This is a genomic window from Beijerinckiaceae bacterium, assembly GCA_004564215.1.
GTDB lineage: Bacteria > Pseudomonadota > Alphaproteobacteria > Rhizobiales > Beijerinckiaceae > Methylocapsa.
In genome coordinates, this window is sequence record CP024846.1 from 241612 (window position 1) to 266475 (window position 24864).

Sequence of the window (24864 nt, forward strand, 5' to 3'; positions counted from 1 at the left end):
CCTTGTCTTAATTAGGCGAGTAGCCGGTGGTCAGCTCAGGGCGGTTGTGTCGCCACCTCGGCTCTTTGTTAAGGGTCGTATTGGTGAGGCGGCGGAGGCGTCGAATAATCGCGCCATAAGGGAGGATCGCATTCGAGGAAATGCGCCCGCCTGGAGGTTCGTCCATAAAGGGCATGAATTTATCGGGGAAGCCCGGCATGGTGCAGCCGATGCAGATGCCGCCGACATTGGGACAACCGCCAATGCCGGCCATCCAGCCGCGCTTGGGAACATTGCACTGCACGACAGGACCCCAGCAGCCGAGTTTTACTAGGCATTTGCGGGAGCCGTATTCATGCGCGAAGTCGCCCTGTTCATAATAGGATCCGCGATCGCAGCCATTGTGGACCGTGTTGTCGAAAAGCCACGTGGGCCGTAAAGCCTCATCAAGCGGGATCATCGGTGCAAGGCCCGCGAGCTGGCGCAGGAGATAGAGCAGGGTCTCCATGAAATTGTCGGGTTGGACTGGACAGCCAGGGACGTTGACGATCGGCAAACCCGCTTTTGATATCCAATCCCAGCCTAGATAGTCCGCAAGACCCATGCAGCCGGTGGGATTGCCCTGCATCGCGTGAATGCCGCCATAAGTCGCGCAAGTCCCAATGGCGACCACGCCCAAGGCCTTTGGGGCGAGGCGATCGATCCAATCATTGGTTTTGATCGGCTGGCCCGTTGCGTGATCTGTGCCCATGGCCGCCCAATAGCCTTCGCCGCTGAGCTTTTCGTTGGGGATGGAGCCCTCGACCACGAGGACGAAATTGTCGATTTCGCCCTTCGCCGCGCTATGAAACGGAAGCAGAAATTCATCCCCGTTCTCAAAGGCCAAGACTGGATTGTGAAGGTGAACCTTGGGAAGGCCAGGGATCGCGCCTAGGATGACATCTTCAAGACTTGGTTGCGTCGCCGCCGTTATCGAGACCGAGTCCCCGTCACACCCCAGACCGGCCGTGATCCAGAGAATATGAACTTCCCTAACCTTGGGTGTGTGTTGGGTTTTGCGACCATAGGGAATTGTTGCCGTGTCGGAATCCATGCTGGTCCTCCCCACGTCTGCCTCAAAGCACGTCAAGCAGGCCAATTTTCCGCATGGCTCGCCCCAAAAGCGAATTGGCTAATCGCGTTCAAACGGTTTGGTTCCGTCCCCAAACAGATTTTAGGAATTGTCGAGGTGCAGTCAGCAGCAGCGGAGACTTAGCTGTTGGTCCTATCGGAATTCGCGACTTGCTTCGATGATGCCGAAAAGCTTGCCCTTGTCCGGGGCGCATTCCGATTCGGATCGTTCATTGGGAACGAACAACATATTGGGCAGCAGCGTGTCCTTCGAGCCCCAGCCGGAGTAGGTCATCGGCACCGATCTAAACTGCAGTGTCTCAAAAAACGCCTTGATGTCCGGGGTCGCATTTTCAAGGACGACGATCGGCCGGTCCCGGGCGATCAAGATTCTCATGCCGGTCAACGCCTGCAATTCATGGCGTTCGACGTCCAATTTTATGAATTTGATCTGGCGCCGCAAAACCTCATCCAGAGTATCGATCGGCACCTGTACAACATTCAAGAGCTGCACTTCTGTTTCGTTGCCCAAAAAATCCCTTGGGTCATGCAGAGAGGCAGCCCCGTCATGATTCTTGGGAAAAAAGAAGCACTCAACCGAGCATTTGTCGCCAGCGGCAAATGGCCAAAGTCGGACGTTGTCCCTCCCCACTAAAAGGGGCCAATGACATGGGTTTGGCTCAAAGGCATGGACGAGCCCTTGTTGCCCAACCAAGTCCGCAAAAGCGAAAAGGTGGAAGCCTTGATTTGCACCCACGTCGAGAACCGTATCACCGGCTTTGATGACAAGCTCTCCAATCGCGCGCGTCAACATTTCGTTGATGTAGTGCTGCTGCGTTGGGGTGGCCGACAAAAGGGCATTCAGTAACAATATTGGGTCTTGATGAGGCGCGTGGAACCCTTTCTGATCGCTTCGGGAGCTAAGCCAGTTTAACAACCCCATGATATGCCTCGGTAGGTTCAATCAGATTGGTAAGGACCGCGCCTGCAAAGCGTGACGAATGGCTACGAAGGCTGGCATTTATCCGGCCGAGATTGCCCGGTTGAGCGACTATTGGCAAGGTCAAACCCTAACTTTGAGACCCTTATTCCAAGTCACAAACTTCAGCAAAGACTAACGATTTCGCTATTGCGACTTAGCCGGCTGGCGAATCCGATGCAAAGTTCCGCAAATTGCGCGGCCAAGGGCGGCTTTAACTTCTTCATTATTGCGTGTTCAGGCCCTATGCAACCAATCGCCGCGGCGACTATTGCGGGTGATCCTTAGGATTGAACTGAAGCCCAGTTATGAGTGTCAAAACCCTTATTCTAGGGTCCAAGCTCAATCAGTCTGGCACCCTCATCTTGAAGCCTGAGGTCGCGATCGATCGCGACTCCATGACTCTGCTGCTCTGATTCTTCTTGTGCTGTGCTGTTTTGGTGGACAGCGGAACGAATTCTTCAGCCCTCGATTAGGAAGCAGATAAGCCGTCCCACCGATGGAGCCGACCGTGCAGACCATGGAAGAACTTTTTTATGCCCTTCTGCAGGACGTTTATTTCGCCGAGCAACAGCAGGTCAAAATCCTGCTCAAGCTTGCCAAAAAAAGCACCAATGAAAGATTGCAGGAGGCCTTTATCAACCACCGCGACGATACGGAAGAACAAATTAGGCGTCTCGAGCGTGTGTTTGATGCGATCGGAAAAAAGCCCCACGGCCGATCCTGCGATGCAATCCTCGGCATTATCGCGGAGGGTCAGGAAATTATGGATGATGTCGGCGACCCGGCCGTCCGCGACGCGGGCCTTCTGGCCGTCGCCCAGGCCGCAGAACACTACGAAATTGCGCGCTATGTGACGCTGCGATCCTGGGCCGAGCTTCTCGGGCTGGATGACGCCGTGGGTCTTCTCAGCGAAACACTTGCCGAGGAACAATATGCCGACGAGCTTTTGACAACAATTGCAAACGGCGGCGTCAACGAAAATGCGGCGGATCGACCCCAGGCCGCCGAATAGACAAAGCCGAATAGACAAAAATGCATAACTCTTCAGCGGTAGAACTGTCCATTATAGAACCGGCTGCCGTGCCAGCCGCGGTAGCCGATGCTACGTCCTGCGTATTTGTCGGCGGGGTACTGGGGCGCGCCAAAAAAGGCGCCAAAAGGCACTCCGTAAGTGACCTGATCGCCAGGCGCATCGTAGGCGTAAGAGCCGTAAGGCCAAGCATATATGCCGCCCTCTCCAGTACCCATGGTCCCGACGGCCGAACTATCCCTAGCTGCGGCTGAGTTTCGCTTCGGATGATGAACGTGGTGGATCGGCACTTTGCCTGCGGTATTTACGGTTGCGTCGACACTCATTGGATCCGCGAGCACGGACGGCGTTGCTGCGAGCAGAAGTGAAACGGTTAATGCAGAGGTGGTTCTGATTTTCATGTCGTGCCTTCTCTGAGCCGCGGCTGACCAGATTCCGACACTAAGGTTTGACCCGCCACCGGTGCGCACGATCGTCACGGCCCTCTCCCCAGATAATGGGAAGGGCGCGTCCGATACAAGAGAAAAGCCAATCCGCCCGGAACGCTTCCGCGAGACGGGGAATTGGAATTTTGCTCTGAGGCATGAGCCTCTTCGGCGCCTTTATTTTTGCAACGATCACGGCGTCCGGCGTTAACGGCGCCGTCCGAGGAACCTCGGATGTTGTGGCGCCGCGCAATTGCCGCCGGTTCGCAAGGTCGTTTCGCTGGCCTCGCAAGGGGTCGGCGCCTTATTTTTCCTGGAGGTGAAAAAAGAAAGCCCCTGGTCTGAGTGTCCAGACAAACCAGGGGCCCAGTTGAGGTGGCGAGGGAGCAGTGCCTGGGAGGGGGGCAGTAGAGCTCAACCTGGCCGCCACTGTGATCGCGTCAGTATCCCAAAAGTTCCCATGGACGGGCCATTTCAATGGCGCCTCACTTTGGGCCATGGATGCAATGTGCTCAAACGCGCCGGTTGCACTCTACGCCCCCAGTTTTAATCTATTCCATCACCCGCGGTGACACATCGCCCGAACGTATGATCATCATGGCATGGCGCTCCCGACACGGAGGCGGATCAGTTCGCGGACCTCAGGGCGCGTTGCAACAAGGCTCAACAGACGTGAGCTTAACAGAACGCAAAAAGGTACGGGAAGAGGTACTACCGAGGCTCCCCCTAATTTCCGATCATTGTTAGGCTGGGAATGACCGGGCGCTTTACGATCGGTTTTCTCCAGAGCGTTTGATTTGGAGAATACAATGATCCGCCTCGTGACCGCTGAAAACGAACACCATTACCGCGACGAGATGGATCAGGCCCTTCGGTTGCGACAACGGGTCTTGGTTCAAAAAAGGCGCTGGCGCGCTTTCGCAAAGCCCGCAGCGCGCGGCATAGATCAGGTAGACCACAAGCATGCCGTGCATATGCTCTACATGAATGGCGGCAAGGTGCTTGGCTATCAGCGCATGGTTCCGACCACTCGCCAACATTTGTTGTGCGAAGTGTCGCCGGAATTATGCAGGGTCGAGCCGCCGGTTGGCGCGCATATCTGGGAAGTTTCGCGCCAATGTGTGGAGCCGGATCATCAATCCCCCGGAGAGGTTGAATGCGAAATTGCCAACGCGCTTTGGTCGGGCCTTGTCGAATGGGGCCTCCAGCGGGGAATTTCAAACTTCATTGTAGAGATTGAGCCTATGTCCCTGATGTCTGCCATCGGACTCAATTTCCAACCGCTTCCCCTCGGGCTACCGTGCCAGATTGACGGTCAAGAATTGATGGCGGTGATGCTTGGCTTCGATCAACGGACGCTCGATCGCATTTATGAAATGAGGGCGGAGCGTAGGAGAGTTCTGGCCGAGCCCCGGCGCGCCAAACGGCTCCACGCCTGAAAGTCCGAGTGAAAAGCGGCTGGTACTTGGCCTTAGTCGCCACGCTCGGTTCAAAAACGGGTCCAGGTCATCCGGATCGGGCAACCGCGCATTGTAGGGTTGTCGTGGGCAAATCCTGTGCGAAGCAACATCTCTTCCGCGGGTTGGTTTTGGGCCTCAACGATCAGCGAAGTCACACCCGTGAGTTCCTGAAGATGTCGGACCATTGCGGTGCCGACGCCTCTTCGCCGGCACTCGGGTCGCACCACAAGATGCTGAATTCCGCAGATACATTTGGACCGTGCGCACCGATTCAGGATTGCGAGAGCTTCATACCCGTCCGTCGTCCAAACCGACGAGTAATAGCATTTCTCACGGATCCAGTTGAGGAGATCGTCACGCTTTTGTGCGGAGCAAACCGGCTCTTCCAAGCCAATTTCCCCTGCGGCCGAGCAAAGCAGTTCCGCGAGCGCTTCTGCGTCGCCGCGTCGACCCAGCCTGAACGCAGGCAAAGTCATGAGGTCCACGGCGAGGCCTCCTTTCTCCTAGCGCTTGATGAGCCCCGTCATGATCGCTGCCATCAGCAACACGCCTGCAATCAGCAGAACCCATCCCAGCCAATCAGGCATGTTCAACTCCGTTTTGGTTTGGCTCCAGTCATTGGAGGAACGCACCGCCGCCAGCGATTGAACCTGGATGCCTTGCTGGAAATCCCTAGTCACCTCCCATTTAGTGGACACGCGCGCGCTGGCAATTGTTTTGGAACTGCCTCGTCTTAGAATCGGGCGGGGGAGAGTTGGAAGAGCCGCCCGGCTGACGGCCAAGGCGCAAAAAAATGAAACGCGTTTGCCTAGGGGTCTTCGACCGGCCATCGGGCCAGCCGGAAGCCACCTGAATCACAAATATCGCTTCTGAGCGGCAAAAGTTCTGCCATGACCGGAACTTATGGGCTCCCAGTTAATTGGTATCATCCAGAGTTCGGGAGGAAGCAATGCAATCGCAGATTGGAAATTGTTTCATCGAATACATTTGGCCCGCGCGCGGAACCAGCAATCCGGAAGTCCTGGATCGCTTTCCCTTCTGGTCCGCCGATCCTGATGTGTATTACTTCCGCAGCTTGGCCCACGCTGGTTTCCGCAGCTTTTATCGCGCGGACCATCACCATGCGGAGGAGATATCCGTCGGAGGTTCATCCAAGAAGGTGGTGCCGGAGGCGGTGCGGGTCGTCGATCAAAATGGCAGGGAACTTTGCCGTTGGACCTCTGAAGACGAGTACGAAGAAATCCAGCATCATTGACCTTCGAACTGTCGAGACCCTGACGATGGGCCCTGCGGTGGGCCGCCCGCCATGGCTTCCCGAGGACGATGGCGCACCTGCAAGCTTTCCGCACTTATACGCGAATTCATTGGGAAATTGGCGCGCCCAAGGGGAATCGAACCCCTGTTTTCGCCGTGAAAGGGCGACGTCCTGGACCGCTAGACGATGGGCGCGGAGGCTGGTTGTCGACGGGCCTTACGACGTCATCACTCAGCGGGCGGACATATAAAGGGCGCCGGCTGCGCTGGCAAGTTCAGTCAGAGCACTTATTCAACAAGGTCTTGGCGAGGCGGCAGGTGCGAGATCGAGGAGCCGAAGCTGGACTCTGTCCACACCGCCCCAGCGGTCGAGGGCCAAGGATCCGGCAAGATGAACGAAATTGCCCCTCGCCGCATAAAGCGCCTGTCCCAGGGGTTCGTTCGCGCTGCGAAAGGCAATTCCCTCAATTTTGGCGCCACTGCTCGCCTGCGCCCGCAGCCGAAGGTGACCGTTGCCGATCATGGCAACATCGACGAGACGATGCGCGGGCAGCACAAATATCGGCTCGGGATTGCCGGCGCCATAAGGGCCGCCCCGCGCGAGATCGTGGATCAGGGCCGGGTTGGCCCCGGCTGCGGTCAGTGCAGCGTCGATCAGCAGCGCCTCGCCCGCTCGCGCCGAGATGACGGCGCCGGCAAGGGAGGCTTCAAGGAAGCTTTGAAAATCGCTCAACCGCTCCCGCGCAATGGTGATACCCGCCGCCATCGCATGGCCGCCGCCTTTGAGGAGAATTCCGGCTTCGAGCGCCGCACGCACCGCGCGGCCGAGATCGACGCCGGCAATCGAGCGGCCCGACCCGGTGCCGATCCCGGCCGCGTCGAATGCAATGGCGAAGGCCGGCCGCCCGGTCTTTTCCTTGAGCCGTGAGGCGACGAGACCGACAATGCCCGGATGCCAGCCGTCCTCGGCCACCACCACGGCGGCAGAGCCGTCCCCATCGCGGCCGGCCAGCGCTTGCGCTTCCGCCGCTTCGAGCGTGGCGCGCTCGACCTCCTGTCGTTCGCGATTCAGCCGGTCGAGCTCCTCGGCGATGCGCCTGGCTTCGACCGGATCGGTCAGGCTCAACAGTTTTGCCCCAAGTGCCGCATCGCCAATTCGTCCCCCGGCATTGATTCGCGGCCCGATGAGAAAGCCGAGATGATAAGGGGTTGGCGGGCCCTCCAGGCGGGCAATATCGAATAGGGTTTTGAGACCCACGCGGGCTCGGGCGTGGATCACCGCAAGACCTTTGGCGACAAAGGCACGGTTGAGCCCGGTCAGGGGCGCAACGTCGGCGATGGTTGCCAGCGCCACGAGATCGAGCCCGGCGAGCAAATCCGGGGCTTCTCGCGAGGCGGAAAAAAAACCGCGCCCACGCAAGAGCCGCTGCACCGCCACGAGAGTCATGAAAACAACACCCGCCGCGCAGAGCTGCCCGAGGCCTGAAAGATCGTCCTGCCGGTTTGGATTGACGACGAGAGCGGGGGGCAGGATTTCTGGCGCTTGATGATGGTCGAGAACGATGGGATCGAGGCCAAGCCGGACCGCCTCGGCCAGCGGACTGTGGCTCGAGGTCCCGCAGTCGGCGGTAATCAAGAGGGTCGCACCGTCGCGGGCAAGAGTCTGAATCGCTTGGATGTTGGGGCCATAGCCTTCAAAAATCCGATCCGGGATGTGGATCAGGCAGGGGGCGCCGCAGTCACGAAAATAATCGAAGAGAAGTGCGGAGGCGGCGGCGCCATCGACGTCGTAATCGCCAAAAACCGCGATTGTTTCGCGCTGCTCGATGGCCCCCGCAATTCGCTCGGCCGCGGCGCCCATGTCTTTGAGCTTATCCGGATCGGGCAGAAGGTTTCGCAGGGTAGGGTCCAGATAATCTTGCGCCATGTCCGGCGTGATGCCGCGTCCCGCCAAAACCCGCGACAAGAGATCGCCGGCGCCGTGGAGTTGCGCGATGGCAAGGGCCTGCGCTTCGCCGGCAACATTGAGCCGGTCGCGCCAAGGACGACCGCGCGCCGAGCGCTCGACTCCAAGAACCGGGCGGCGGGAGCTGGTTGGAAGGGAATCACCCATGCCCGATGTTAGCGAAGGGTAGGGCGGATTTCGAGGGGCAATTCCAAAGGAAAGGGTGCCGGCAGGGGCAAAGTCGTTACTCAAAAATTAAGCCCCCTGAACGCCGGTTTGCTTCCCTTTGAATTGCATGTCCTTGATTTCGCAGATGCGAGAATGAAACCAAACGAAATGAAGTGCTTCTTTTGTCACAGCCGCCAGTATTCGAACGGGAAAAGAGGGTTCAGACTTGCGAAGTGCTTATCTCCCCGCCTTTAATGGATGTCATAATCTGTACAATTGGAGCGAACTCCCGTGGACAGCATAAATTTGAACAAGATCACAAAGGCTTTGGCTTCCATCTACCCGGTCAAAGGCAAAAAATTTCGGTTTGGGCTTGCTTTATCGATGGCTTTAACAAGCTGGGGATCGGCTCGCGCGGCGGATTTTCCGGCTGCGATCGTCGCCCCGCCGCCCCCGGTGGAATATAATTGGACCGGTTTTTATGTCGGCTTCCATGTCGGCTGGGGGACGGATCATTTTGCGTTTCCCTACAGCCTCACGATCCCCGGCCCGTTCGGCTATACCGCAGGGACAAGCGGCATCGATGCTTCAGGTCCGATTGGCGGTGCCCAGATCGGATTCAATTATCAGCTTCCCTTCTTCCATCTCGTGGCAGGGATAGAAATCGATAACAGCCCCTCGGCGATTAGGGGACAGGCCACCGTCAATACCGTCTTGATTTCTGGCACCCCTACGACCGCCACCTTTGGAGCGAGATTCCTCGATTTTGGCACCGTTCGGGGGCGACTTGGCTATGCCTGGGGCAACTTCATGCCCTATTTGACTGGAGGCTTTAACTACGGAACCGTCGAGACGACTTATAGCGTCTTTTCCGGTGGTTTCTTCAATGCAGGATCGACCACAGCAACCCGCACGGGCGTCTTTCCGCATGTCGGAGTTTTTGGCATCGGCGCCGAATATGCGTTCACCCCAAATTTCACCGTGAAGGCCGAATATCTCTACGATTTTATCAATGCGCACCGTTCGATTCACAATCCAGTGACCGGAGCATCGATACAATTTGGAACCCGCACGATGTATCATATCGCGCGCGTCGGCATAAATTATAAATTCGATTGGTTTTCGCCACAGCCGACCCCTGTCGTCGCAAAATATTAAGCTGCGCGACGAGAGACGCCATTTCACGCAACGCGTTTATTCTCCTGCGTGAAGCGCCCGTAAAACGAGCCGCCGGTGGCAGCCATATCGACAAGGATTTGCGGCACAGAGAAACGCTCTCCGTATTTTTGCCGTAGGGTTTCGCAAAGCGCGACGAATTTGGCCGCGCCCATCCCGTCAATGTAGCTCAATGTCCCGCCGGTGAAAGGCGCGAAGCCGAAACCGATGATGGAGCCGACATCTGCCTCACGTGGATCCGTGACAACGCCTTCCTCGACCACACGGGCGGCTTCGAGCGCCTGGGTCAAGAGAAAACGCTGTTTCAGTACTTCAACGTCGATTGTATCCGGATCAAGTTTGGTCGGTTGAAACTCCGATAGACCCGGCCACAGCGTCTTCTGACCCTGGCTCGGGTAATCGTAAAAGCCTTTGCCGTTCTTGCGGCCAAGGCGGCCGTGGCGCGTGACCATGCTCTTCAGCAGGTTTTCCTGCGCCGGGTCCACCGCCTGCGGACCCAAATCCTGTTTCGCGGCCTCGATAATCTTCAGCGCGAGATCGAGGGCAACTTCGTCGTTGAGCGAGAGCGGACCGACCGGCATCCCGGCCATTTTCGCAACCGTCTCGATCATCGTCGGAGGGACGCCTTCGAGGAGCATGATATGCCCTTCGTGGATAAAATTGCCGACGCAGCGATTGGCGTAAAAGCCGCGTGCGTCATGCACCACGATGGGTGTCTTCTTGATCGCGCGAACATAATCGAGTGCGAGCGCAAGCGCGCGATCCCCGGTCTTTTCGCCAAGGATCACCTCGACGAGAAGCATTTTTTCCACCGGCGAGAAAAAATGCAGACCGATAAAGTTTTCCGGCTCGGCATAGGCCTCCGCCAACGAGGAAATCGGAAGGGTGGACGTGTTCGACGCAAAAATCGTTTCCGGTCCCAGTGCCGCGCGCGCCTTTCGGGTTGCATCGCTCTTCACAGCGCGGTCCTCGAAGACCGCCTCGATCACAAGGTCCGAACCGGCGAGATCGTTGTAGTCGGCCGAAGGTTTGATTTTGGAAAGGAGCGCGTCCTTGTCGGCGGCTTTTGCGCGGCCCTTCAGAACCTGGCCGGAGATAAGCTTGTCGCAAATATCCTTGCCCTTATCGGCCGATGCTTGATCTCTGTCGATCAGCACCACATCCATCCCGGCGCTCGCGGTCACATAGGCGATCCCCGCGCCCATGAATCCTGCCCCGAGAATGCCAACCTTTTTGATCGAGGTCGCCGGGATTTGCTTCGGGCGTCGGGCGCCCTTGTTCAATTCGCCCATCGAAATGAACAGCGTGCGGATCATGGCCGCGGCTTCGGGCGAACGCAGGATTTTGGCGAACCAGCGCGACTCGACGCGCAGCGCCAAATCCATCGGAAGCTGAAGACCCTCATAGACGCTGTGCAGAATCGCTTTTGCTGCGGGATAATTGTCATGCGTCTCACGCCGATAAATCGCGTTGGCCGCCGGCCATACCATCATGCCCTGCGGCGAGAACACTTTGCCGGAGGGAAGCCGGAAGCTTTGTTCGTCCCACGGCGCAACCCCTTTTCCGCCCGCCGCGATCCACGCCTTGGCTCTAGCGACGATCTCCTCGGCTGGCGCGACCTCATGGACGAGGTTCATTGTCTTGGCGGCTTTCGGCCTGATCTGTTCGCCCTTGAAAAGCATTTGCAGCGCATCGCCGGTCTGCATCAATCTGGCGACCCGTTGTGTACCGCCGGCACCCGGGAACAGTCCGACCTTGATTTCAGGCAGGCCGATCCGCGCCTTGTCCTTGTCCGCGATCACCCGGTAGTGACAGGCGAGCGCGAGTTCGAAGGCACCGCCTAGACAGGTGCCGTTGATCGCCACGGCGAAAGGCTTGCCGCATGTCTCAAGCTTGCGGTAGAGCAACGAGAGCCGCCGGGAGCTTTCAAAAAACAATTTCGTTGCCGCTTCTTCGCCCTTTTCCTGCTTGGCTTTCAGATATTCGCTCGCTGCCACCTGCAGCATGGAAAGATCGGCACCGCCCGAAAATGCCTCCTTGGCAGAAGTGATCACACAGCCCTTGATCGAAGCATTGGCCGCGACATGGTCGATGACCTGCTCGAGCTCGTCCATAACCTGCGGCGTGATCACGTTCATCGAGCGGGAAGGCATGTCCCAGGTGAGCAGCGCAATCTCGTCTGGGTCCGTTTCGAAGCGGAAATTGGTGAGGTTCATGGGTCGCTCCTTAGATTCGCGCGGCTTGGGCAAGCGTGGCGGGGACGATCATCCGGTGAAACGGCAGAACCACGGCCAGATAAACCCGGCAGAGCAAATTATGCGGGCGAGCCAAGGTTGTTGCCGTAATCCAACTGTACGAGGCATTGATCTTGATCACATCGACGACGAAACGAAAATCAAGATGCTTGTCATCGAACCCAAGAATAATCCCCTCCGGCGCGCGGGCAATTACCGGAAAGGCTCCTATGGACGTGCTCCTGTCCGGCTCGTCCAGCGCCAGCCGCGCCGGTTTGAGACCCAGCACCGACGTCGCTCGATTGCTTTCAGGCAGGACTCCTTGCACTTCCACGGCAAACTCCGTCAATTGATCTCACGCGCGGATGAACGGCGCTTGCCCATCGCCCTATGATTGTCTGCTCATTTGTGTAAGCGCCAAGGCTACACCCGTTCGATGATCGTTGCAGTGCCCATGCCCGCACCGATGCAAAGGGTGATGAGTGCCGTCCCCTTGCCCGTGCGCTCAAGTTCGTCGATCGCCGTGCCCAGCAGCATGGCGCCGGTTGCGCCGAGAGGATGGCCCATTGCGATAGCACCGCCGTTGACATTGAGTTTCCCGAGGTCAAGGTCGAAGGCCTGGAGGTAGCGCAGGACAACCGAGGCAAACGCTTCGTTGACCTCGAAGAGATCGATGTCCTCGATCCTCATGCCGGCACGCGCCAACACTTTCCTTGTGACATCGACCGGTCCGGTCAGCATCATGGCGGGCTCCGAGCCGATATTCGCGAAGGCCCGGATTTTTGCGCGCGGCTTGCGCCCCATGGCCTGGCCAGCCTCGGCCGAGCCTATGAGGACGGCAGCGGCGCCATCGACAATGCCCGAGGAATTGCCCGCATGATGGACATGAACGACGCGTTCGACCTCCGGATGGGCATCGACCGCGACCGCATCGAAACCGCCTTGTTCGCCCATCATTGTGAAGGATGGTTTGAGCGCGGCGAGCGACTGCATGTCGGTCGTTGGCCGCATATGTTCGTCGCGGTCGAGGAGGGCGATGCCGTTGATGTCGCGCACGGGGACGATTGAATTCTTAAAGTGACCCTCGCTCCAGGCCTTTGCCGCGCGTTGTTGCGAGGTGACCGCATATTGGTCGACGTCGTCACGGGAAAATCCATATTTGGTGGCGATGAGATCGGCCGACACGCCTTGCGGCATGAAATAGGATTTGATTGCAATCGCCGGATCGACCGGCCAAGCGCCCCCCGATGCGCCGATACCGACCCGACTCATCGATTCGACGCCGCCGCCCACCGTCAGCTGATGCTGTCCGGCCATCACTTGAGCGGCCGCAAAATTGATCGCATCGAGACCGGAGGCGCAGAAACGGTTGATCTGGACGCCGGGAACATGATTGCCGTAATCGGCGGTCAGGGCCGCGGCTCGTGCGATGTCGCCGCCGGCCTCGCCCACGGGATCGACGCAGCCAAGAACGACATCGTCAACCAGATGAGTGTCGAGGTCGCCACGCTCCTTGATCGCCTGCAAGACGGTGGCGGCAAGTCCGAGTGTCGAAACCTCGTGCAAGGCGCCATCCGGTTTACCGCGTCCGCGCGGGGTGCGCACATGATCGTAAATGAAAGCTTCGGGCACGGGGTCCTCCCGGTTGGTTCGCAAAAAAGCGGGATGCGGGCAGATCAGAATTGTTCGGCCGACAGCGCCATCAAGGTTTCGGCGCCGGCGGAAATGCGGGCGAAATGAGCGCTCGATTCCGGCATGATGCGTTCCATGAAATATCTGCCGGTCATTAGTTTGGCTTCCATGGCGGCGGCATCGCCATTGCCGGTCTTTTTGATTACGAGAGCGGCCTTGGCGATCCGCGCCCACATGAACCCAAGGGCGACCAGCCCGAATAAATGCATATAGTCATAGGAACCGGCGCCGGCATTTTCCGGCTTTGCCATGGCATTTTGCATGAACCACATCGTTGCCTGTTCGAGATGTTCGACGCCGAGCTTCAGCCCTGAAACATAGGGCCGCATCTGCTCGTCGGACTCATTGTCCTTGATGAAGGATTTGACCTCGGCGAAGAAATTCATGATCGCGCGGCCGCCGTCCTTGGCGAGCTTGCGGCCGACAAGATCGAGGGCCTGAATCCCGTTGGCGCCTTCGTAGATCATGGCGATGCGGGCATCGCGGACGAATTGTTCCATGCCCCATTCCTCGATATAGCCGTGGCCGCCGAGGATTTGCTGGGCCTTGACCGCATTCTCGAACCCGAAGTCGGTCAACACGCCTTTCAACACGGGGGTCAGCAGGCCCAAACTATCCGAGGCCGCCTGAACTTCGGCCTTGTCATTCGAGCGATGCGCAATGTCGCTTTTCAGCGCGGTCCAAACGACGAGCGCCCGGGCGGCTTCATTGAAGGCGCGGATCGTCAACAAATTGCGCCGCACGTCGGGGTGAACGATGATCGGATCCGCCGGCTTGTCGGGATATTTCGGCCCTGAAAGTGAGCGTCCCTGCAAGCGATCCTTGGCGTAGGCGGCGGCATTTTGATAGGCGATTTCCGAGATCGCCAAACCCTGGATCGCCACACCGAGACGGGCCTCGTTCATCATCACGAACATGGCATTCAAGCCCTTGTTGGGCTCGCCAACGAGCCAGCCCTTGGCTCCGTCATAATTCATCACGCAGGTGGCATTGGCGTGAATGCCCATCTTATGCTCGATCGAACCGCAGGTGACATTGTTGGAGGTCCCGACCGAACCGTCCGCTTCGATCAGCAATTTAGGCACGACGAAAAGCGAAATGCCTTTGACGCCGGCGGGCGCTCCCTCGATCCTGGCCAACACGAGATGGATAATATTATCCGCAAGATCATGCTCGCCGGCCGAGATGAATATTTTTTCGCCGGTAATGGCATAGGAACCATCAGCTTGAGGCACCGCCTTGGTTTTCAAAAGACCGAGATCGGTACCGCAATGCGATTCGGTCAGATTCATGGTTCCCGACCATTCGCCGCTGATCAGTTTCGGCGTGAAAATCTTCTTCTGTTCGGGGGAGCCATGAGTCATGAGGGCGGCAAGCGCGCCTTGGCTCAAGCCGGGATACATGGCGAAGGCCATATTAGCGGAACTCGCGAATTCGTTGACGATCGCCGCTAACGTATAGGGCAGTCCCTGTCCACCGTAATCGGGATCGGCGGCAAGGCCGATCCAGCCTCCGCCGACAAAAGCACGATAGGCATCTTTGAAACCCGCTGGTGTCTCAACGCGGCCATCCTTGTGGCGGATGCATCCCGCGCGGTCGCCAGCCTGATTCAAGGGGTGGAGGGTTTCCTCACATAGCTTCGCGGCTTCGGAAATGATCGCTTCGACGACGTCAGGCGTCGCGTCGGCGAATCCAGGCAAATTATTCAAACGCTGGATCGGAAAAACATCACGGAGAAGGAAAAGAACTTCTTCGACCGGCGCCTTGTAACTCGGCATCAAACGACCTCCCGGCTTCCATTGGCGGCGCAGATGTCTTGCCGGCAAATTGCGCAACTCAAGTCCGGGAACGTCGGTTCCGGAAAATGCGCTACCGGTTAGCGAATCCCGGCTATGAGATAGTCTTTCCCACCCCCCTCCGCAAGATTCGAAGGCTCGCGGCCGCGCTTTAGGCCGGGATGCGAAATTTGAAACGAAGGAAAAGTGGACGGACGAGGTTAACGGGCGGCTTAAAAACCCCGTTGGCACGAAAAAATAGTCTCAAATCGGAGATCAAACAAAGGGAAGGCGCGTCGAGCGCGGCTTTGATGCCAAACTGTCATGTTCGCAATTAAATTTATGCAGAAATTCTGCCGCTGAAGAATCTGCGGGCAACACGGATCGCCCGCAGCAAAAAGCGACATTGGCTAAAACATTTGTCGCAATTTTTTTGGAATGCGTTCTAACGCCCGGATTGATTGACAAAGCGCGCTGCGCGAGGGGCTGGATCCCGACGCCCGCCGATGCGCGAGTTGCAAGGCGCGGATCGCCTGGTCGATTTTGACGCGTTGACGTTCGAGATGGCTGATTTGAGCATCGATTTGTTCCGGCACCGGGTCCCGTTCCAGATCCCCGACTTCCTCTTCGTTGGAAGCTAAAATGCCCTCGATCTCGGACAGGCTAAATCCGAGTTCCTTGCCCGCTAAAATCATCCTGAGATGCAATTTGTTGCGCGCATCGTACCTGCGGGCGTTTCCCACCCGCCGGGGGTGCAGGAGGCCGCAGTCTTCGTAAAAACGGAGCGCGCGGATGCTGATCCCAAAATCCCGGACCATTTCACGAATGGTACTCAATCGCGGTTCGTCGACCGACCCATCGCGATATTGCTCCCCATTCGCTCCCGGTTCGGGACCGTTTGGAACGGAATGAAGCAGGTAGGGATTCATATCCCAGCGGAAATGCTGTTGCCCCATCGTATCCATAATTCAATCCTGTTTGATTGATCAAAGCTCCAGCCGGACAATACAAAAATCCCAGCAAAGCGCAACTAATGAGGGAAAAAATAATACGTCACACCTCAACTATTAACAACATTTTGTAAACTTGGCCGCATAAGTCACCTAAAATCACTGATCTAACAGTCATATTTAAAGCTGTATATTAAAATCAAGAAAGACATTTTGAACAAACCCGCATCTCACATTGCGAAGATTGCTCTTAAACTGGGCAGGAATTGAGGCGCGCGTCGCCGTTGATCTGGATCATGGCAAACGTCTCAGCTGCGATCTGGTCGAGTCGTCCACAAAGAATGGAGTGAGCGCTGGCTTTGGTCGCAAATTTGCCTCGGGCCCAGCCTTTGCTGTGTGAAGCAACTGCGATTCACCAAGCGGCAACACAATGCGCGGCATAGACCCCGGTCGGGGAGAGGCAGAATATTCTGGTCCGCCTCGGGCAAGCCAAGCACGCGATGAGAGGGATCATCAGCCTGGTTTTGACGACGAAAGGCGGCGCGTGTCTCTTGGTTTGTCCGTAGACCAAGGCGGTCCTAAATCGCTCGACCCCGAACCGCTTTCGGACATGCGATCGCAGCCGGCCGCCGACGTCCTTGCGGCGGTGGCTCGCATGATGTCGTCCCATTCGGTGACAACCGGCGCCGCCCGCAAAAATCTGCTGCGGTTGCTTGATGATTTGGAGGCGGTCGTTCGCGCGCGCGGCGATAAGCCTAGCCTGCCGGTCAGGGATGCTTTGATGGAGCTTGAAGGCAGGCTTAAGCTATTTTCGCGACAGCGGGCTTTGACCCCGGATGAATTGGCTGCTTGCGGAGATCTGCTCCGGCAAACCCGTCACGCCGTTTCTGCCGATGAAGCTTGCGCGGCCGAAGCGGCTCTCGATCCGAATCCCCCAATTGCCGGGGCAGGCCATGCGACCCAAGCTGGCCCATTCGACCGGATGGCGCGCGAACTTATGCGGTCTCTGGAGCGATTTGGCGCGGCAAAAAGCCAATCACCTGCTCCCACTGAATCCGAACGCGAAAGCTCGGTCACGGCACGACAAGCTGAAGTTTCGCAGGATCTCGCGGCGACCGCCCGGGAAATATTGGATCTCCTGAAAGACCCCGCCCGTGACGATTCCATCCGCGCCCTCGAACTGCGCCTCGACAGTCTGGCACGGACGGCTGAAGAAGCGATCCGAAAAGCCGGTCGCGACGATCAATCTCTTTCAGCACAAATTGATGCCGGGCATCAATTTCTTGCCGCCCGGTTCGAGGCCGGTTTGGCCGCGGCCTCAAGCGAAATGGGGGCTTTGAAGGATTTAATCCAAGACCTTCCGAAGTCGGCTGAGCTCCCGCACGCTCAGCCGGTGGTTCCGACGGACGAGCTTAGCCGAGAGATCGCCAAGCTCGCCGAACGGCTGGATCGCGTCGGCGAAGGGTTTGAACGGTTGCGGACCACGTCGACGCTCTCACCGGAGGCAGCTTTCGACGATGCGCACGGACTCCTGCGTGAGATCGCAGATTTGCGGGCACTCCAGGACGAAAACGGACGCCGCGCCCAGATTGTTTTGGCAAGCGTCCAGGACGCCATGGGGCAAATCGCCGATCGCCTCACCAGGCTTGAAACACGATTGGGTGAAATGGAGGCCGATCCTTCCGCCCTTGCCCCGTCGTCGCCGGACGCCTTTGCGCCATTCTTCGCATTTCTCGCCGAGCAACGGCAGGAGAGCGGCAACCCCCATTTACCGGCAGCAAAGGGCGACAAGGGGTTCGATGAGGGCAATCAACCTTCGGCGAAACTTCAAATCGAAAGCCGCTCGCTCGGCATCAGTGGGGATGTCGATGCGTTCTTGATCGAACCCGGACTTGGCTACCCTGGCCCATTCCGCGATCGCGAAGCCACGGAGCAAGGGGCACCGCCGAAAGTCGACCGTATTGCTCACGAAAATACGAGCCGCGCTGAATTAATCGCCGCCGCGCGTCGCGCTGCGCGGGGTGCCAAAGCGGGGCCAAGCGATGCGGTGGCAAGCCCCATTCCGCAGACGGAGCCAGATCCCCAGCCCCACCCGGCTTTTTTTCAGTTGAAACTCAGTCCTCTGCGGCTTCTGCAGCGTCCGTTGACTTGGGGCATCGGGGTTCTTGTCATGGCTTTAGGAGCCTATACGATCGTCCAAACGCTGACCCATCGCAGCGAATTAGTTCCAAGCCTTTTCAACCAGTTCCACAATAATATTAAAGTGAATTCGTCAATGCCGCCCCCAATGGGGCAGGCCGAGACACAAGGCAAAATGCCGGCAAGCCAGGCCGCAGGCGATCCGGAAACGGCGGAGCCGGCGCGGTCAAGCCTGCCAGGGGGCGTCTATCTCGATCCGTCGCCTCTTGTTCCGCCGAACGGCTCCGGCACGGCTCCCAACGCCATTTCAGTCGCAACATTGAAGTCGGCAGCCCGCATCATAGCCGGGAGCGGCGCGATCGTAACCGGGACCATCGGTCAGAGCAGCGGAGCCGGCAAAGCGCCCGCCCAATCAGCCAACGCCGCGGCCTTCGCGCCGATCTTTCCACTTTCCCCTTTGCCGGGTCCCGCTTCACCGTCCGACCCCGGCAACCCAGCCCCCGTCGCAACCGAGCCGCCGCCCGCCAAAACGCTGATGGAACGCGCCGAAGCCGGCGATGCGGCGGCGCAATTTGACCTTGCGGTGCGGGCCGCGGAAGGCAAAGACGGACCACCAAATTATAGCCTCGCGGTGCAATGGTACGACAAGGCAGCGCAACAAGGTTTTGCGGCGGCTGAATATCGGCTTGGATCGCTTTATGAAAGAGGTCTGGGGGTCGGCAAGGACATGCAGCGCGCGAAGGCCCTCTATCGGCTGGCCGCCGAAAAAGGCAACATCCGCGCCATGCATAACCTCGGGGTTCTTGCAGCCGAGGGCAATGATGGCAAGCCGGATTACGAAGCGGCCGCGCTTTGGTTCGGCAAGGCTGCCGACTTCGGCGTTCGCGACAGCCAATTCAATCTTGCGGTTCTGCTCGCGCGGGGGCTTGGGGTCTCTAAAGACCTTGTGAAATCCTACACATGGTTTGCGGTCGTTGCGGCCGCAGGCGACGAGGACGCCGCAAAAAAGCGCGACGACGTCGCAGCGAGGCTGACATCGTCCGAGCTTGCGGCGGCCAACGCATCGGCGGCAGGCTTTAGGCCTCGCCCTGCGGACCGGACGGCCAATGAATCTGCGGCGCCGGAATGGATCTCCGAGGCAAGTCCCCCCCAAAAACCGAAAGTTTCCGGGCTGTAAGCCAATCCTCGCACGGCACGTACGCCGCCGATCAATCCGGCAAGCAGCGCCCATGGGGAATGTCGTAAACCTCGCCGCGGCTCAGGACATGGGCACGGCAATCGCCGGCTCCAAACAGGGGCGTGAAAGCGGCATCCCGCAAATTGAGCCCGCCGGTGAAGGCGCCGAATGCGGGCAGAATGCAGCGCGTTGCATTGGCCACAAAGCAGCGCCGCCGGATCGAGCCGGCGCGCCCGGCAACCCTGGCAACAGGATGCAAATGCCCAGCGATCTCGCCCGGGGAGGGCGCGGCGCGCGGTTCGTGCCGAAAAACGATGGGGCCGATCGAGACTTCGTCTCTTCCTTCACCCTCCAAGCCGGCAGGCAAATCGCGATCATGATTGCCGGCGATCCAGATCCACTCCCGTCCGGCCTGCAAAGCGCGAATCATCGCGCGATCGCGCATGGCGAGGCGCTCACCCGCGCGGCCGTCATGAAACGAATCGCCGAGCGCCATAACCGCGCGGGGTTTGTAGAAAGCGATCAGGCGGGCGAGCAATTCGAGCGTGGCCGCTGTGTCGTAAGGCGGCAGAAAGACTTTCCGCGCGGCAAAGGCCGAGCCTTTTTCGAAATGCAGATCGGCGACGATCAGCAGCCTCTCTTCGTGCCAAAAGAGCGCCCCCGCCGAATCGACGACAAACCCCCTGTCCAGAATTTGCAGGACCGCAGGTGGCCGATGGGTTTGACGGGCGGCGCTCGGCATTTTTTTTCAAAGCGACTCATGGCGGTGCGGATCAATCTGATCTTTTGACCAAGGCATGGGCAATTGCAACCTGCCGAGGTCGCTCTCCTAAGCAAAATACCCGTCTCGCCTGAGTTGCTGAGCTTTGCGCGTAGGAGATAGGATCAGACAGAGCCTTCGGCGGCTTGCTTGAGGTTGCGAAGCCAATTCTGCAAAGTTTTGTCGAGCGTCTTTTGCAACATCCCGGGGAGCAGGCTTGCGAGCCAGCCGGCGAATGATTCGGACGTCTCGACCGCGACGCCGGTCGTCGTCGGCCTCAAGCTCCATGTATGGACAGCGTGAAGGCCCAAGGCTTTTCCGGTCCAGCTGATGCGGTGTTCAGGCACGACATCCTGTAAGGTCGAAACGAGCGAAACGCCGCCCGATTTCCAGGCGAAACTTGTACCTTCCTGAATAGGACCGTTCAGTTTCGAGCGCGCAATTGCAGGATTCCACTGCGGCCAGGAATCAATCTCGGTGAGGAGGCGCCACAGGGTCGCGGCCGGGGCATTCACTATGATTTCGTGACGTGCTCGGACCGGAGCGTAATAATCAATATCCATAAATCAATCCTCTATGTGCCGCCCCAAGTGGTAAATGGGGTTTGTGACCAAAGGATTTCATGATGTTTCGGATCGTCTTTCTCCTCGCCCTGCTGATACCTGGATATGCTTACGCTCAGGCCAATCCACACCATCATTCAGGTGGGATGCCGTCCGATCCTCAATCGGCGTCAACCCCGATCCAAGCCGGTCAGGCGGCATTTGCGGCTATTCAGGAAATCGTCGAAATCCTGGAGGCCGACCCGGCCACCGACTGGAGCAAAGTGAATATTGAGGCTCTGCGGCAGCATCTCATCGACATGGACAATGTCACTCTTCGCGCGGAGGTGAAAAGCGAGCCAGTTGACGGTGGGGTGCGGTTCATCGTTTCGGGCGTCGGTCCGGTAAAAGACTCGATCCAGCGGATGGTCATGGCGCATGCCGCGACGATGGATGGCGTCGAGGACTGGACGTTCACTGCCACCCCTACGGACGCCGGTGCGATCCTGACGGTCACGACACCTGCCAAGGACGCCGAAAAACTCCGTGGGCTCGGTTTTATCGGAGTCATGACACGCGGCATGCACCACCAGCAGCATCATCTGATGATCGCACGGGGTCATCATCCGCATCACTGAACAGCCTTGCCCTCATCCTGAGGAAGCCCGAAGGGCTGTCTCGAAGGATGAGGAGTTCATAAACGGGGCATCACGAAGGATACGCCGCTCGGCGACCGAGGCGCCCTCGCCCTTCGAGACAGCCCTTCGGGCTTCCTCAGGGTGAGGGCTTGGGTTCCGTGCGAGCTTTTGAACAGGTTCTCAATGCGCATAATTTGAGAACCGAGTACTGATTTATGGCCGCGGTACCAGCTGCCCCATCACCTCCTCGACAAGGCTTTCGGCGGCTTCGGCAAGAATCGTTTCCCGCGCTTCGCCATAGACAGGTTCGCGGCCGATTTCGAGCATGATCGGAACCGCCAAGGGCGACACACGGTCGAGCGCCTTGTGAGCAATCTTGCCCTGAACACGCGCGAGCATCGCGCCGAGACGCTCGATGTCGAGGAGACCTGTTGCCGCGTCGGCTCGTGCAGCGCGCAAAAGAATATGATCCGGTTCGTGTTTCCGCAGCACGTCGTAAATGAGATCGGTCGAGATCGTCACTTGGCGGCCGGTCTTTTCGCGGCCCGGAAAATTCCGCTGGATCAAGCCGGCAATGATCGCACAATTACGAAACGTTCGCTTCATCAAGGCGGACTCTTGCAGCCATTCCTCAAGATCGTCGCCGAGCATGTCTTGCCCAAAAAGATCCGCAAGATGTTTGGGATGTTTTTCGAACAAGGCGCCGATATCGGTCAGCGACCAGACGCACAGCGCATAATCATTGGCGACGAAGCCGAGTGGTTTTAGTCCAGCACGTTCCATCCGACGCGTGAGCAGCATTCCGAGCGTCTGATGCGCAAGCCTGCCCTCAAAGGGATAGGCAACGATATGAAATCTCTGGCCGCGCGGAAAGGTTTCGACGAGCAGACCATCGACCTTCGGCAAGGCCGAATGAAGTTTTTGCAATCGCAGCCATTGCGACACTTGCCCCGGCAAATGCTTCCATTCGGCTGGCATCGCGAGCAATTCGCGCACCCGCATCGCGAGATAGGTTGAAAGCGGAAATTTGCCGCCCGCATAGGACGGAATCTTGGGCGCGTCTGACGAGCTTCGCGCAACCAGAGCCTCGTTCTCGACAACACCCTGAAGCGCCAGAATTTCGCCGCCGAACAAAAACGTGTCGTTGGGCGCCAGCATTTCGATAAAATATTCCTCGATCTCGCCCAACACACGCCCGCTCCGGCGCAGCGGCCCGGTGTAGGCCGAAGCCGCCGAGCCGCCTCGCACGAGCCGGACTTTCAGCATGTCGGCCTCGACGATCGTGCCGATGTTCATCCGATAGGCTTGCGCTGCGCGCCCATTGGCGATTCGCCAGCGGCCGTCCTTCATGCGCTTGATCTTGGCGAAGCGCTCATAGGTCGAAAGTGCATAGCCGCCGGTTGCGGCAAACCTCAATGCCGCCTCGAAGGTGGCACGGTCGAGTGCGGCGTAGGGCAGGGCGCTTGTCACCTCTGTAAAAAGCTCCCTTTCGTCGAAGGGCTCGGCACAGGTCATGCCCAAAATATGCTGGCACAACACGTCGAGGGCACCGCTGCGGGCTTGCGCTGTATCTTGCGCGCCCTTCCGCGCGGCCTCCACCGCGGCATGGCATTCGAGCACCTCGAAACGATTGGCCGGCACCAGCAGTGCGCGGGAAGGCTCGTCAAGGCGATGGTTGGCGCGCCCGATCCGCTGCGCGAGACGGCTTGCGCCCTTCGGCGCGCCGATGTTCACGACAAGATCGACGTCGCCCCAATCGATGCCGAGATCGAGCGTCGAGGTACAAACTACCGCTTTCAATTTTCCTGCCGCCATCGCGGCTTCGACACGGCGGCGCTGCGCCACATCAAGCGAGCCATGATGGAGCGCAATCGGCAATGCGTCGTCATTGCGCCGCCAGAGCTCCTGAAACACAAACTCCGCCTGCGCGCGCGTATTGACGAAAATAAGCGTCATCCGCGCGGCTTTGATCCTTTGGTAAATTTCGAAGAGCGCATGGCGGGCGCTATGTCCGGCCCAGGGCAAATGCTCGGCGGTATCGAGGATCGAGATTTCAGCCGGCGCGCCGGGCGGGGCTAGGGCGAGCTTTGCGAGGGAGTTGGTTGATGTTTGGGAAACCAGCCAGCCGCGCAACTCGTCCGGGTCGCGCACCGTGGCGGAAAGGCCGATGGCCGTGAGGCCCGGCGCAATCCCACGCAGGCGGGCGAAGCCGAGGCTCAAGAGATCACCCCGCTTCGAAGCAGCGATCGCATGCAATTCATCGAAAATCACATAGCGAAGCGTGGCAAAGAGATGCCGTGCGTCGGCGCTGGCGACAAGCAGGGCAAGCTGCTCAGGGGTGGTCAGAAGGATTTCCGGCGGAGACCGGCGCTGGCGCTGGCGCTTGGAAGCCGATGTGTCGCCGGTTCTGGTTTCAATTCGGGGCCATAGCCCCATTTCCTGCACCGGTATCTTAAGATTGCGTTCGACGTCGACGGCCAGCGCCTTCAGGGGCGAGATATAGAGCGTATGAAGGCCACTTTGATTTTTCTTCTGTTCGAGATCGACCAGCGTCGGAAGAAATCCGGCGAGGGTCTTCCCGGCGCCCGTTGGGGCAATGAGAAGGGTGCTGTTTCCACTACGGGCCAGGCGCAGGAGGTCGAGCTGGTGCTGGCGCGGCACCCAGCCGCGCGCGGCAAACCAGCGCGCAAAACGCTCCGGCAGCAAGAGATCGGTGGAAGGCGAGCGTCGCACCATGTTGATATAGGGTCAAACAGCGGACTTTGCCTGCGATTTTACAGGTTTTAATTCAAAGTCCGATGCTGCGGCTTGCCGGATCAATGCTCAACTTTCGGCCCGCTTCGCCCTGAAAAGACAAACAATTTCCCAACGATGACGGCGGCGCGCGGCGGAGGCTGGCCGGGCTGAAGCGAAGACCCTGTTCATTATCCAGGCACTTGATTATAGAAACTACCGTAAATATAGGCTTAGGCCCTCACCCAAGAAAACTGCGTTCGTTTGGGCTCTGCGCGGCCACCGCGAAGGAATATGCGAGATCCATGGTCAAAATTACTTACATAGATTCCTACGGCGAAGCCCGGACTATCGAGGCCCAAGAGGGTGCGACCGTGATGGAAAACGCCATCCGCAACAATATTCCCGAGATCACCGCCGAATGCGGCGGCGGCTGCGCCTGTGCGACGTGCCATGTCTATGTTGACGAAAAATGGTTGGATCTCGCCGGAAAAGCGTCGGACCAGGAAGAAGACATGCTGGACTTTGCCTATAAGGTTCAGCCCAATTCGCGGCTGTGTTGCCAGATCATCGTCACGCCGGAACTCGACGGGCTTGTCGTTACAACCCCGGACCGCCAAGGCTAGGGCACATTTGCCGCCTTCGACGCCCATGATGCAATTCGACGACAATCGGCGCAGCCAGATCAATTTTAG

At 58.5% G+C, this 24864-nt stretch carries 20 protein-coding genes and 1 tRNA gene; 7 read left to right on the forward strand and 14 right to left on the reverse strand.

Annotated elements, in window-relative coordinates; all coding sequences use genetic code 11:
• Nucleotides 1–7 precede the first annotated feature (7 nt).
• Entirely contained in the window at nt 8–1072 is a 1065-nt protein-coding gene (locus CU048_01045) for a hydrogenase expression protein HypE (GenBank protein QBR70096.1), read from the reverse strand.
• Between the two features lie 171 nt (nt 1073–1243).
• Nucleotides 1244–2032: a hypothetical protein gene (locus CU048_01050; protein ID QBR70097.1), complete on the reverse strand. Its 789-nt coding sequence runs from the start codon at nt 2030–2032 to the stop codon at nt 1244–1246.
• A 535-nt stretch (nt 2033–2567) separates the two neighbouring features.
• On the opposite strand from CU048_01050, the gene CU048_01055 reads away from it, so the two are divergent.
• Both CU048_01055 and CU048_01060 read left to right on the forward strand, forming a co-directional pair.
• Nucleotides 2568–3083 carry a hypothetical protein gene (locus tag CU048_01055; GenBank protein ID QBR70098.1) on the forward strand — a complete coding sequence of 172 codons (516 nt, stop codon included), beginning with the start codon at nt 2568–2570 and terminating at the stop codon, nt 3081–3083.
• Nucleotides 3084–4335: 1252 nt separating this feature from the next.
• Nucleotides 4336–4965 carry an autoinducer synthase gene (locus tag CU048_01060; protein ID QBR70099.1) on the forward strand — a complete coding sequence of 210 codons (630 nt, stop codon included), beginning with the start codon at nt 4336–4338 and terminating at the stop codon, nt 4963–4965.
• A gap of 50 nt (nt 4966–5015) precedes the next feature.
• On the opposite strand, the gene CU048_01065 is transcribed toward CU048_01060, so the two are convergent.
• Together CU048_01065 and CU048_01070 are read right to left on the reverse strand one after the other, a co-directional pair.
• Nucleotides 5016–5462 carry a hypothetical protein gene (locus CU048_01065; protein ID QBR70100.1) on the reverse strand — a complete coding sequence of 149 codons (447 nt, stop codon included), beginning with the start codon at nt 5460–5462 and terminating at the stop codon, nt 5016–5018.
• Nucleotides 5463–5489: 27 nt separating this feature from the next.
• Complete coding sequence (locus CU048_01070) at nt 5490–5684, reverse strand: hypothetical protein (protein ID QBR70101.1); 195 nt, start codon at nt 5682–5684, stop codon at nt 5490–5492.
• Nucleotides 5685–5935: 251 nt separating this feature from the next.
• On the opposite strand from CU048_01070, the gene CU048_01075 reads away from it, so the two are divergent.
• Nucleotides 5936–6241, forward strand: a complete 306-nt coding sequence (locus CU048_01075; GenBank protein ID QBR70102.1) for a hypothetical protein — start codon at nt 5936–5938, stop codon at nt 6239–6241.
• A gap of 118 nt (nt 6242–6359) precedes the next feature.
• On the opposite strand, the gene CU048_01080 is transcribed toward CU048_01075, so the two are convergent.
• Nucleotides 6360–6435 (reverse strand) — tRNA-Glu (locus CU048_01080).
• 97 nt (nt 6436–6532) lie between these two features.
• Nucleotides 6533–8353 carry a single-stranded-DNA-specific exonuclease RecJ gene (gene recJ, locus CU048_01085; GenBank protein QBR70103.1) on the reverse strand — a complete coding sequence of 607 codons (1821 nt, stop codon included), beginning with the start codon at nt 8351–8353 and terminating at the stop codon, nt 6533–6535.
• 291 nt (nt 8354–8644) lie between these two features.
• On the opposite strand from recJ, the gene CU048_01090 reads away from it, so the two are divergent.
• The gene (locus CU048_01090) at nt 8645–9511 is read left to right on the forward strand and encodes a hypothetical protein (protein ID QBR70104.1); all 867 of its coding nucleotides are present in this window, start codon (nt 8645–8647) and stop codon (nt 9509–9511) included.
• A gap of 23 nt (nt 9512–9534) precedes the next feature.
• Here the strand turns inward: CU048_01090 and CU048_01095 are convergent, their stop codons facing one another.
• The 5 genes from CU048_01095 to CU048_01115 form a co-directional block, all read right to left on the reverse strand.
• Nucleotides 9535–11745 (reverse strand): 3-hydroxyacyl-CoA dehydrogenase, encoded by a 2211-nt coding sequence (locus CU048_01095; protein ID QBR70105.1) that lies wholly within the window; start codon nt 11743–11745, stop codon nt 9535–9537.
• Between the two features lie 10 nt (nt 11746–11755).
• Complete coding sequence (locus CU048_01100) at nt 11756–12112, reverse strand: hypothetical protein (GenBank protein QBR70106.1); 357 nt, start codon at nt 12110–12112, stop codon at nt 11756–11758.
• A gap of 74 nt (nt 12113–12186) precedes the next feature.
• Nucleotides 12187–13395: an acetyl-CoA acetyltransferase gene (locus CU048_01105; GenBank protein QBR70107.1), complete on the reverse strand. Its 1209-nt coding sequence runs from the start codon at nt 13393–13395 to the stop codon at nt 12187–12189.
• Nucleotides 13396–13439: 44 nt separating this feature from the next.
• Entirely contained in the window at nt 13440–15233 is a 1794-nt protein-coding gene (locus tag CU048_01110) for an acyl-CoA dehydrogenase (GenBank protein QBR72557.1), read from the reverse strand.
• 407 nt (nt 15234–15640) lie between these two features.
• Nucleotides 15641–16195, reverse strand: a complete 555-nt coding sequence (locus CU048_01115) for a MerR family transcriptional regulator (protein QBR70108.1) — start codon at nt 16193–16195, stop codon at nt 15641–15643.
• 415 nt (nt 16196–16610) lie between these two features.
• On the opposite strand from CU048_01115, the gene CU048_01120 reads away from it, so the two are divergent.
• Entirely contained in the window at nt 16611–19496 is a 2886-nt protein-coding gene (locus tag CU048_01120) for a hypothetical protein (GenBank protein ID QBR70109.1), read from the forward strand.
• Between the two features lie 31 nt (nt 19497–19527).
• On the opposite strand, the gene CU048_01125 is transcribed toward CU048_01120, so the two are convergent.
• Together CU048_01125 and CU048_01130 are read right to left on the reverse strand one after the other, a co-directional pair.
• Nucleotides 19528–20238, reverse strand: coding sequence for a phosphoesterase (locus CU048_01125; protein ID QBR70110.1), 711 nt, complete (start codon nt 20236–20238; stop codon nt 19528–19530).
• Between the two features lie 143 nt (nt 20239–20381).
• Nucleotides 20382–20819: a polyketide cyclase/dehydrase and lipid transport gene (locus tag CU048_01130; GenBank protein ID QBR70111.1), complete on the reverse strand. Its 438-nt coding sequence runs from the start codon at nt 20817–20819 to the stop codon at nt 20382–20384.
• Nucleotides 20820–20881: 62 nt separating this feature from the next.
• Between CU048_01130 and CU048_01135 the strand changes: the two genes are divergently transcribed.
• Nucleotides 20882–21436: a hypothetical protein gene (locus CU048_01135; protein ID QBR70112.1), complete on the forward strand. Its 555-nt coding sequence runs from the start codon at nt 20882–20884 to the stop codon at nt 21434–21436.
• A gap of 213 nt (nt 21437–21649) precedes the next feature.
• Here the strand turns inward: CU048_01135 and CU048_01140 are convergent, their stop codons facing one another.
• On the reverse strand, nt 21650–24172 hold the full coding sequence (locus CU048_01140) for a DNA ligase-associated DEXH box helicase (protein QBR70113.1): 2523 nt from the start codon (nt 24170–24172) through the stop codon (nt 21650–21652).
• 302 nt (nt 24173–24474) lie between these two features.
• On the opposite strand from CU048_01140, the gene CU048_01145 reads away from it, so the two are divergent.
• Nucleotides 24475–24795, forward strand: a complete 321-nt coding sequence (locus CU048_01145; protein QBR70114.1) for a 2Fe-2S ferredoxin — start codon at nt 24475–24477, stop codon at nt 24793–24795.
• Nucleotides 24796–24864: the final 69 nt, after the last annotated feature.

Bases quoted from the DNA above. Each gene is read 5' to 3' on its own strand.
- CU048_01045 (QBR70096.1), bottom strand. From the start codon at position 1,072: ATGGATTCCGACACGGCAACAATTCCCTATGGTCGCAAAACCCAACAC.
- CU048_01095 (QBR70105.1), bottom strand. From the start codon at position 11,745: ATGAACCTCACCAATTTCCGCTTCGAAACGGACCCAGACGAGATTGCG.
- CU048_01120 (QBR70109.1), top strand. From the start codon at position 16,611: ATGCGCGGCATAGACCCCGGTCGGGGAGAGGCAGAATATTCTGGTCCG.
- CU048_01145 (QBR70114.1), top strand. From the start codon at position 24,475: ATGGTCAAAATTACTTACATAGATTCCTACGGCGAAGCCCGGACTATC.
- CU048_01135 (QBR70112.1), top strand. From the start codon at position 20,882: ATGTTTCGGATCGTCTTTCTCCTCGCCCTGCTGATACCTGGATATGCT.
- CU048_01115 (QBR70108.1), bottom strand. From the start codon at position 16,195: ATGGATACGATGGGGCAACAGCATTTCCGCTGGGATATGAATCCCTAC.
- CU048_01110 (QBR72557.1), bottom strand. From the start codon at position 15,233: ATGCCGAGTTACAAGGCGCCGGTCGAAGAAGTTCTTTTCCTTCTCCGT.
- CU048_01130 (QBR70111.1), bottom strand. From the start codon at position 20,819: ATGGATATTGATTATTACGCTCCGGTCCGAGCACGTCACGAAATCATA.
- recJ (QBR70103.1), bottom strand. From the start codon at position 8,353: ATGGGTGATTCCCTTCCAACCAGCTCCCGCCGCCCGGTTCTTGGAGTC.
- CU048_01065 (QBR70100.1), bottom strand. From the start codon at position 5,462: ATGACTTTGCCTGCGTTCAGGCTGGGTCGACGCGGCGACGCAGAAGCG.
- CU048_01125 (QBR70110.1), bottom strand. From the start codon at position 20,238: ATGCCGAGCGCCGCCCGTCAAACCCATCGGCCACCTGCGGTCCTGCAA.
- CU048_01140 (QBR70113.1), bottom strand. From the start codon at position 24,172: ATGGTGCGACGCTCGCCTTCCACCGATCTCTTGCTGCCGGAGCGTTTT.
- CU048_01075 (QBR70102.1), top strand. From the start codon at position 5,936: ATGCAATCGCAGATTGGAAATTGTTTCATCGAATACATTTGGCCCGCG.
- CU048_01050 (QBR70097.1), bottom strand. From the start codon at position 2,032: ATGGGGTTGTTAAACTGGCTTAGCTCCCGAAGCGATCAGAAAGGGTTC.
- CU048_01060 (QBR70099.1), top strand. From the start codon at position 4,336: ATGATCCGCCTCGTGACCGCTGAAAACGAACACCATTACCGCGACGAG.
- CU048_01055 (QBR70098.1), top strand. From the start codon at position 2,568: ATGGAGCCGACCGTGCAGACCATGGAAGAACTTTTTTATGCCCTTCTG.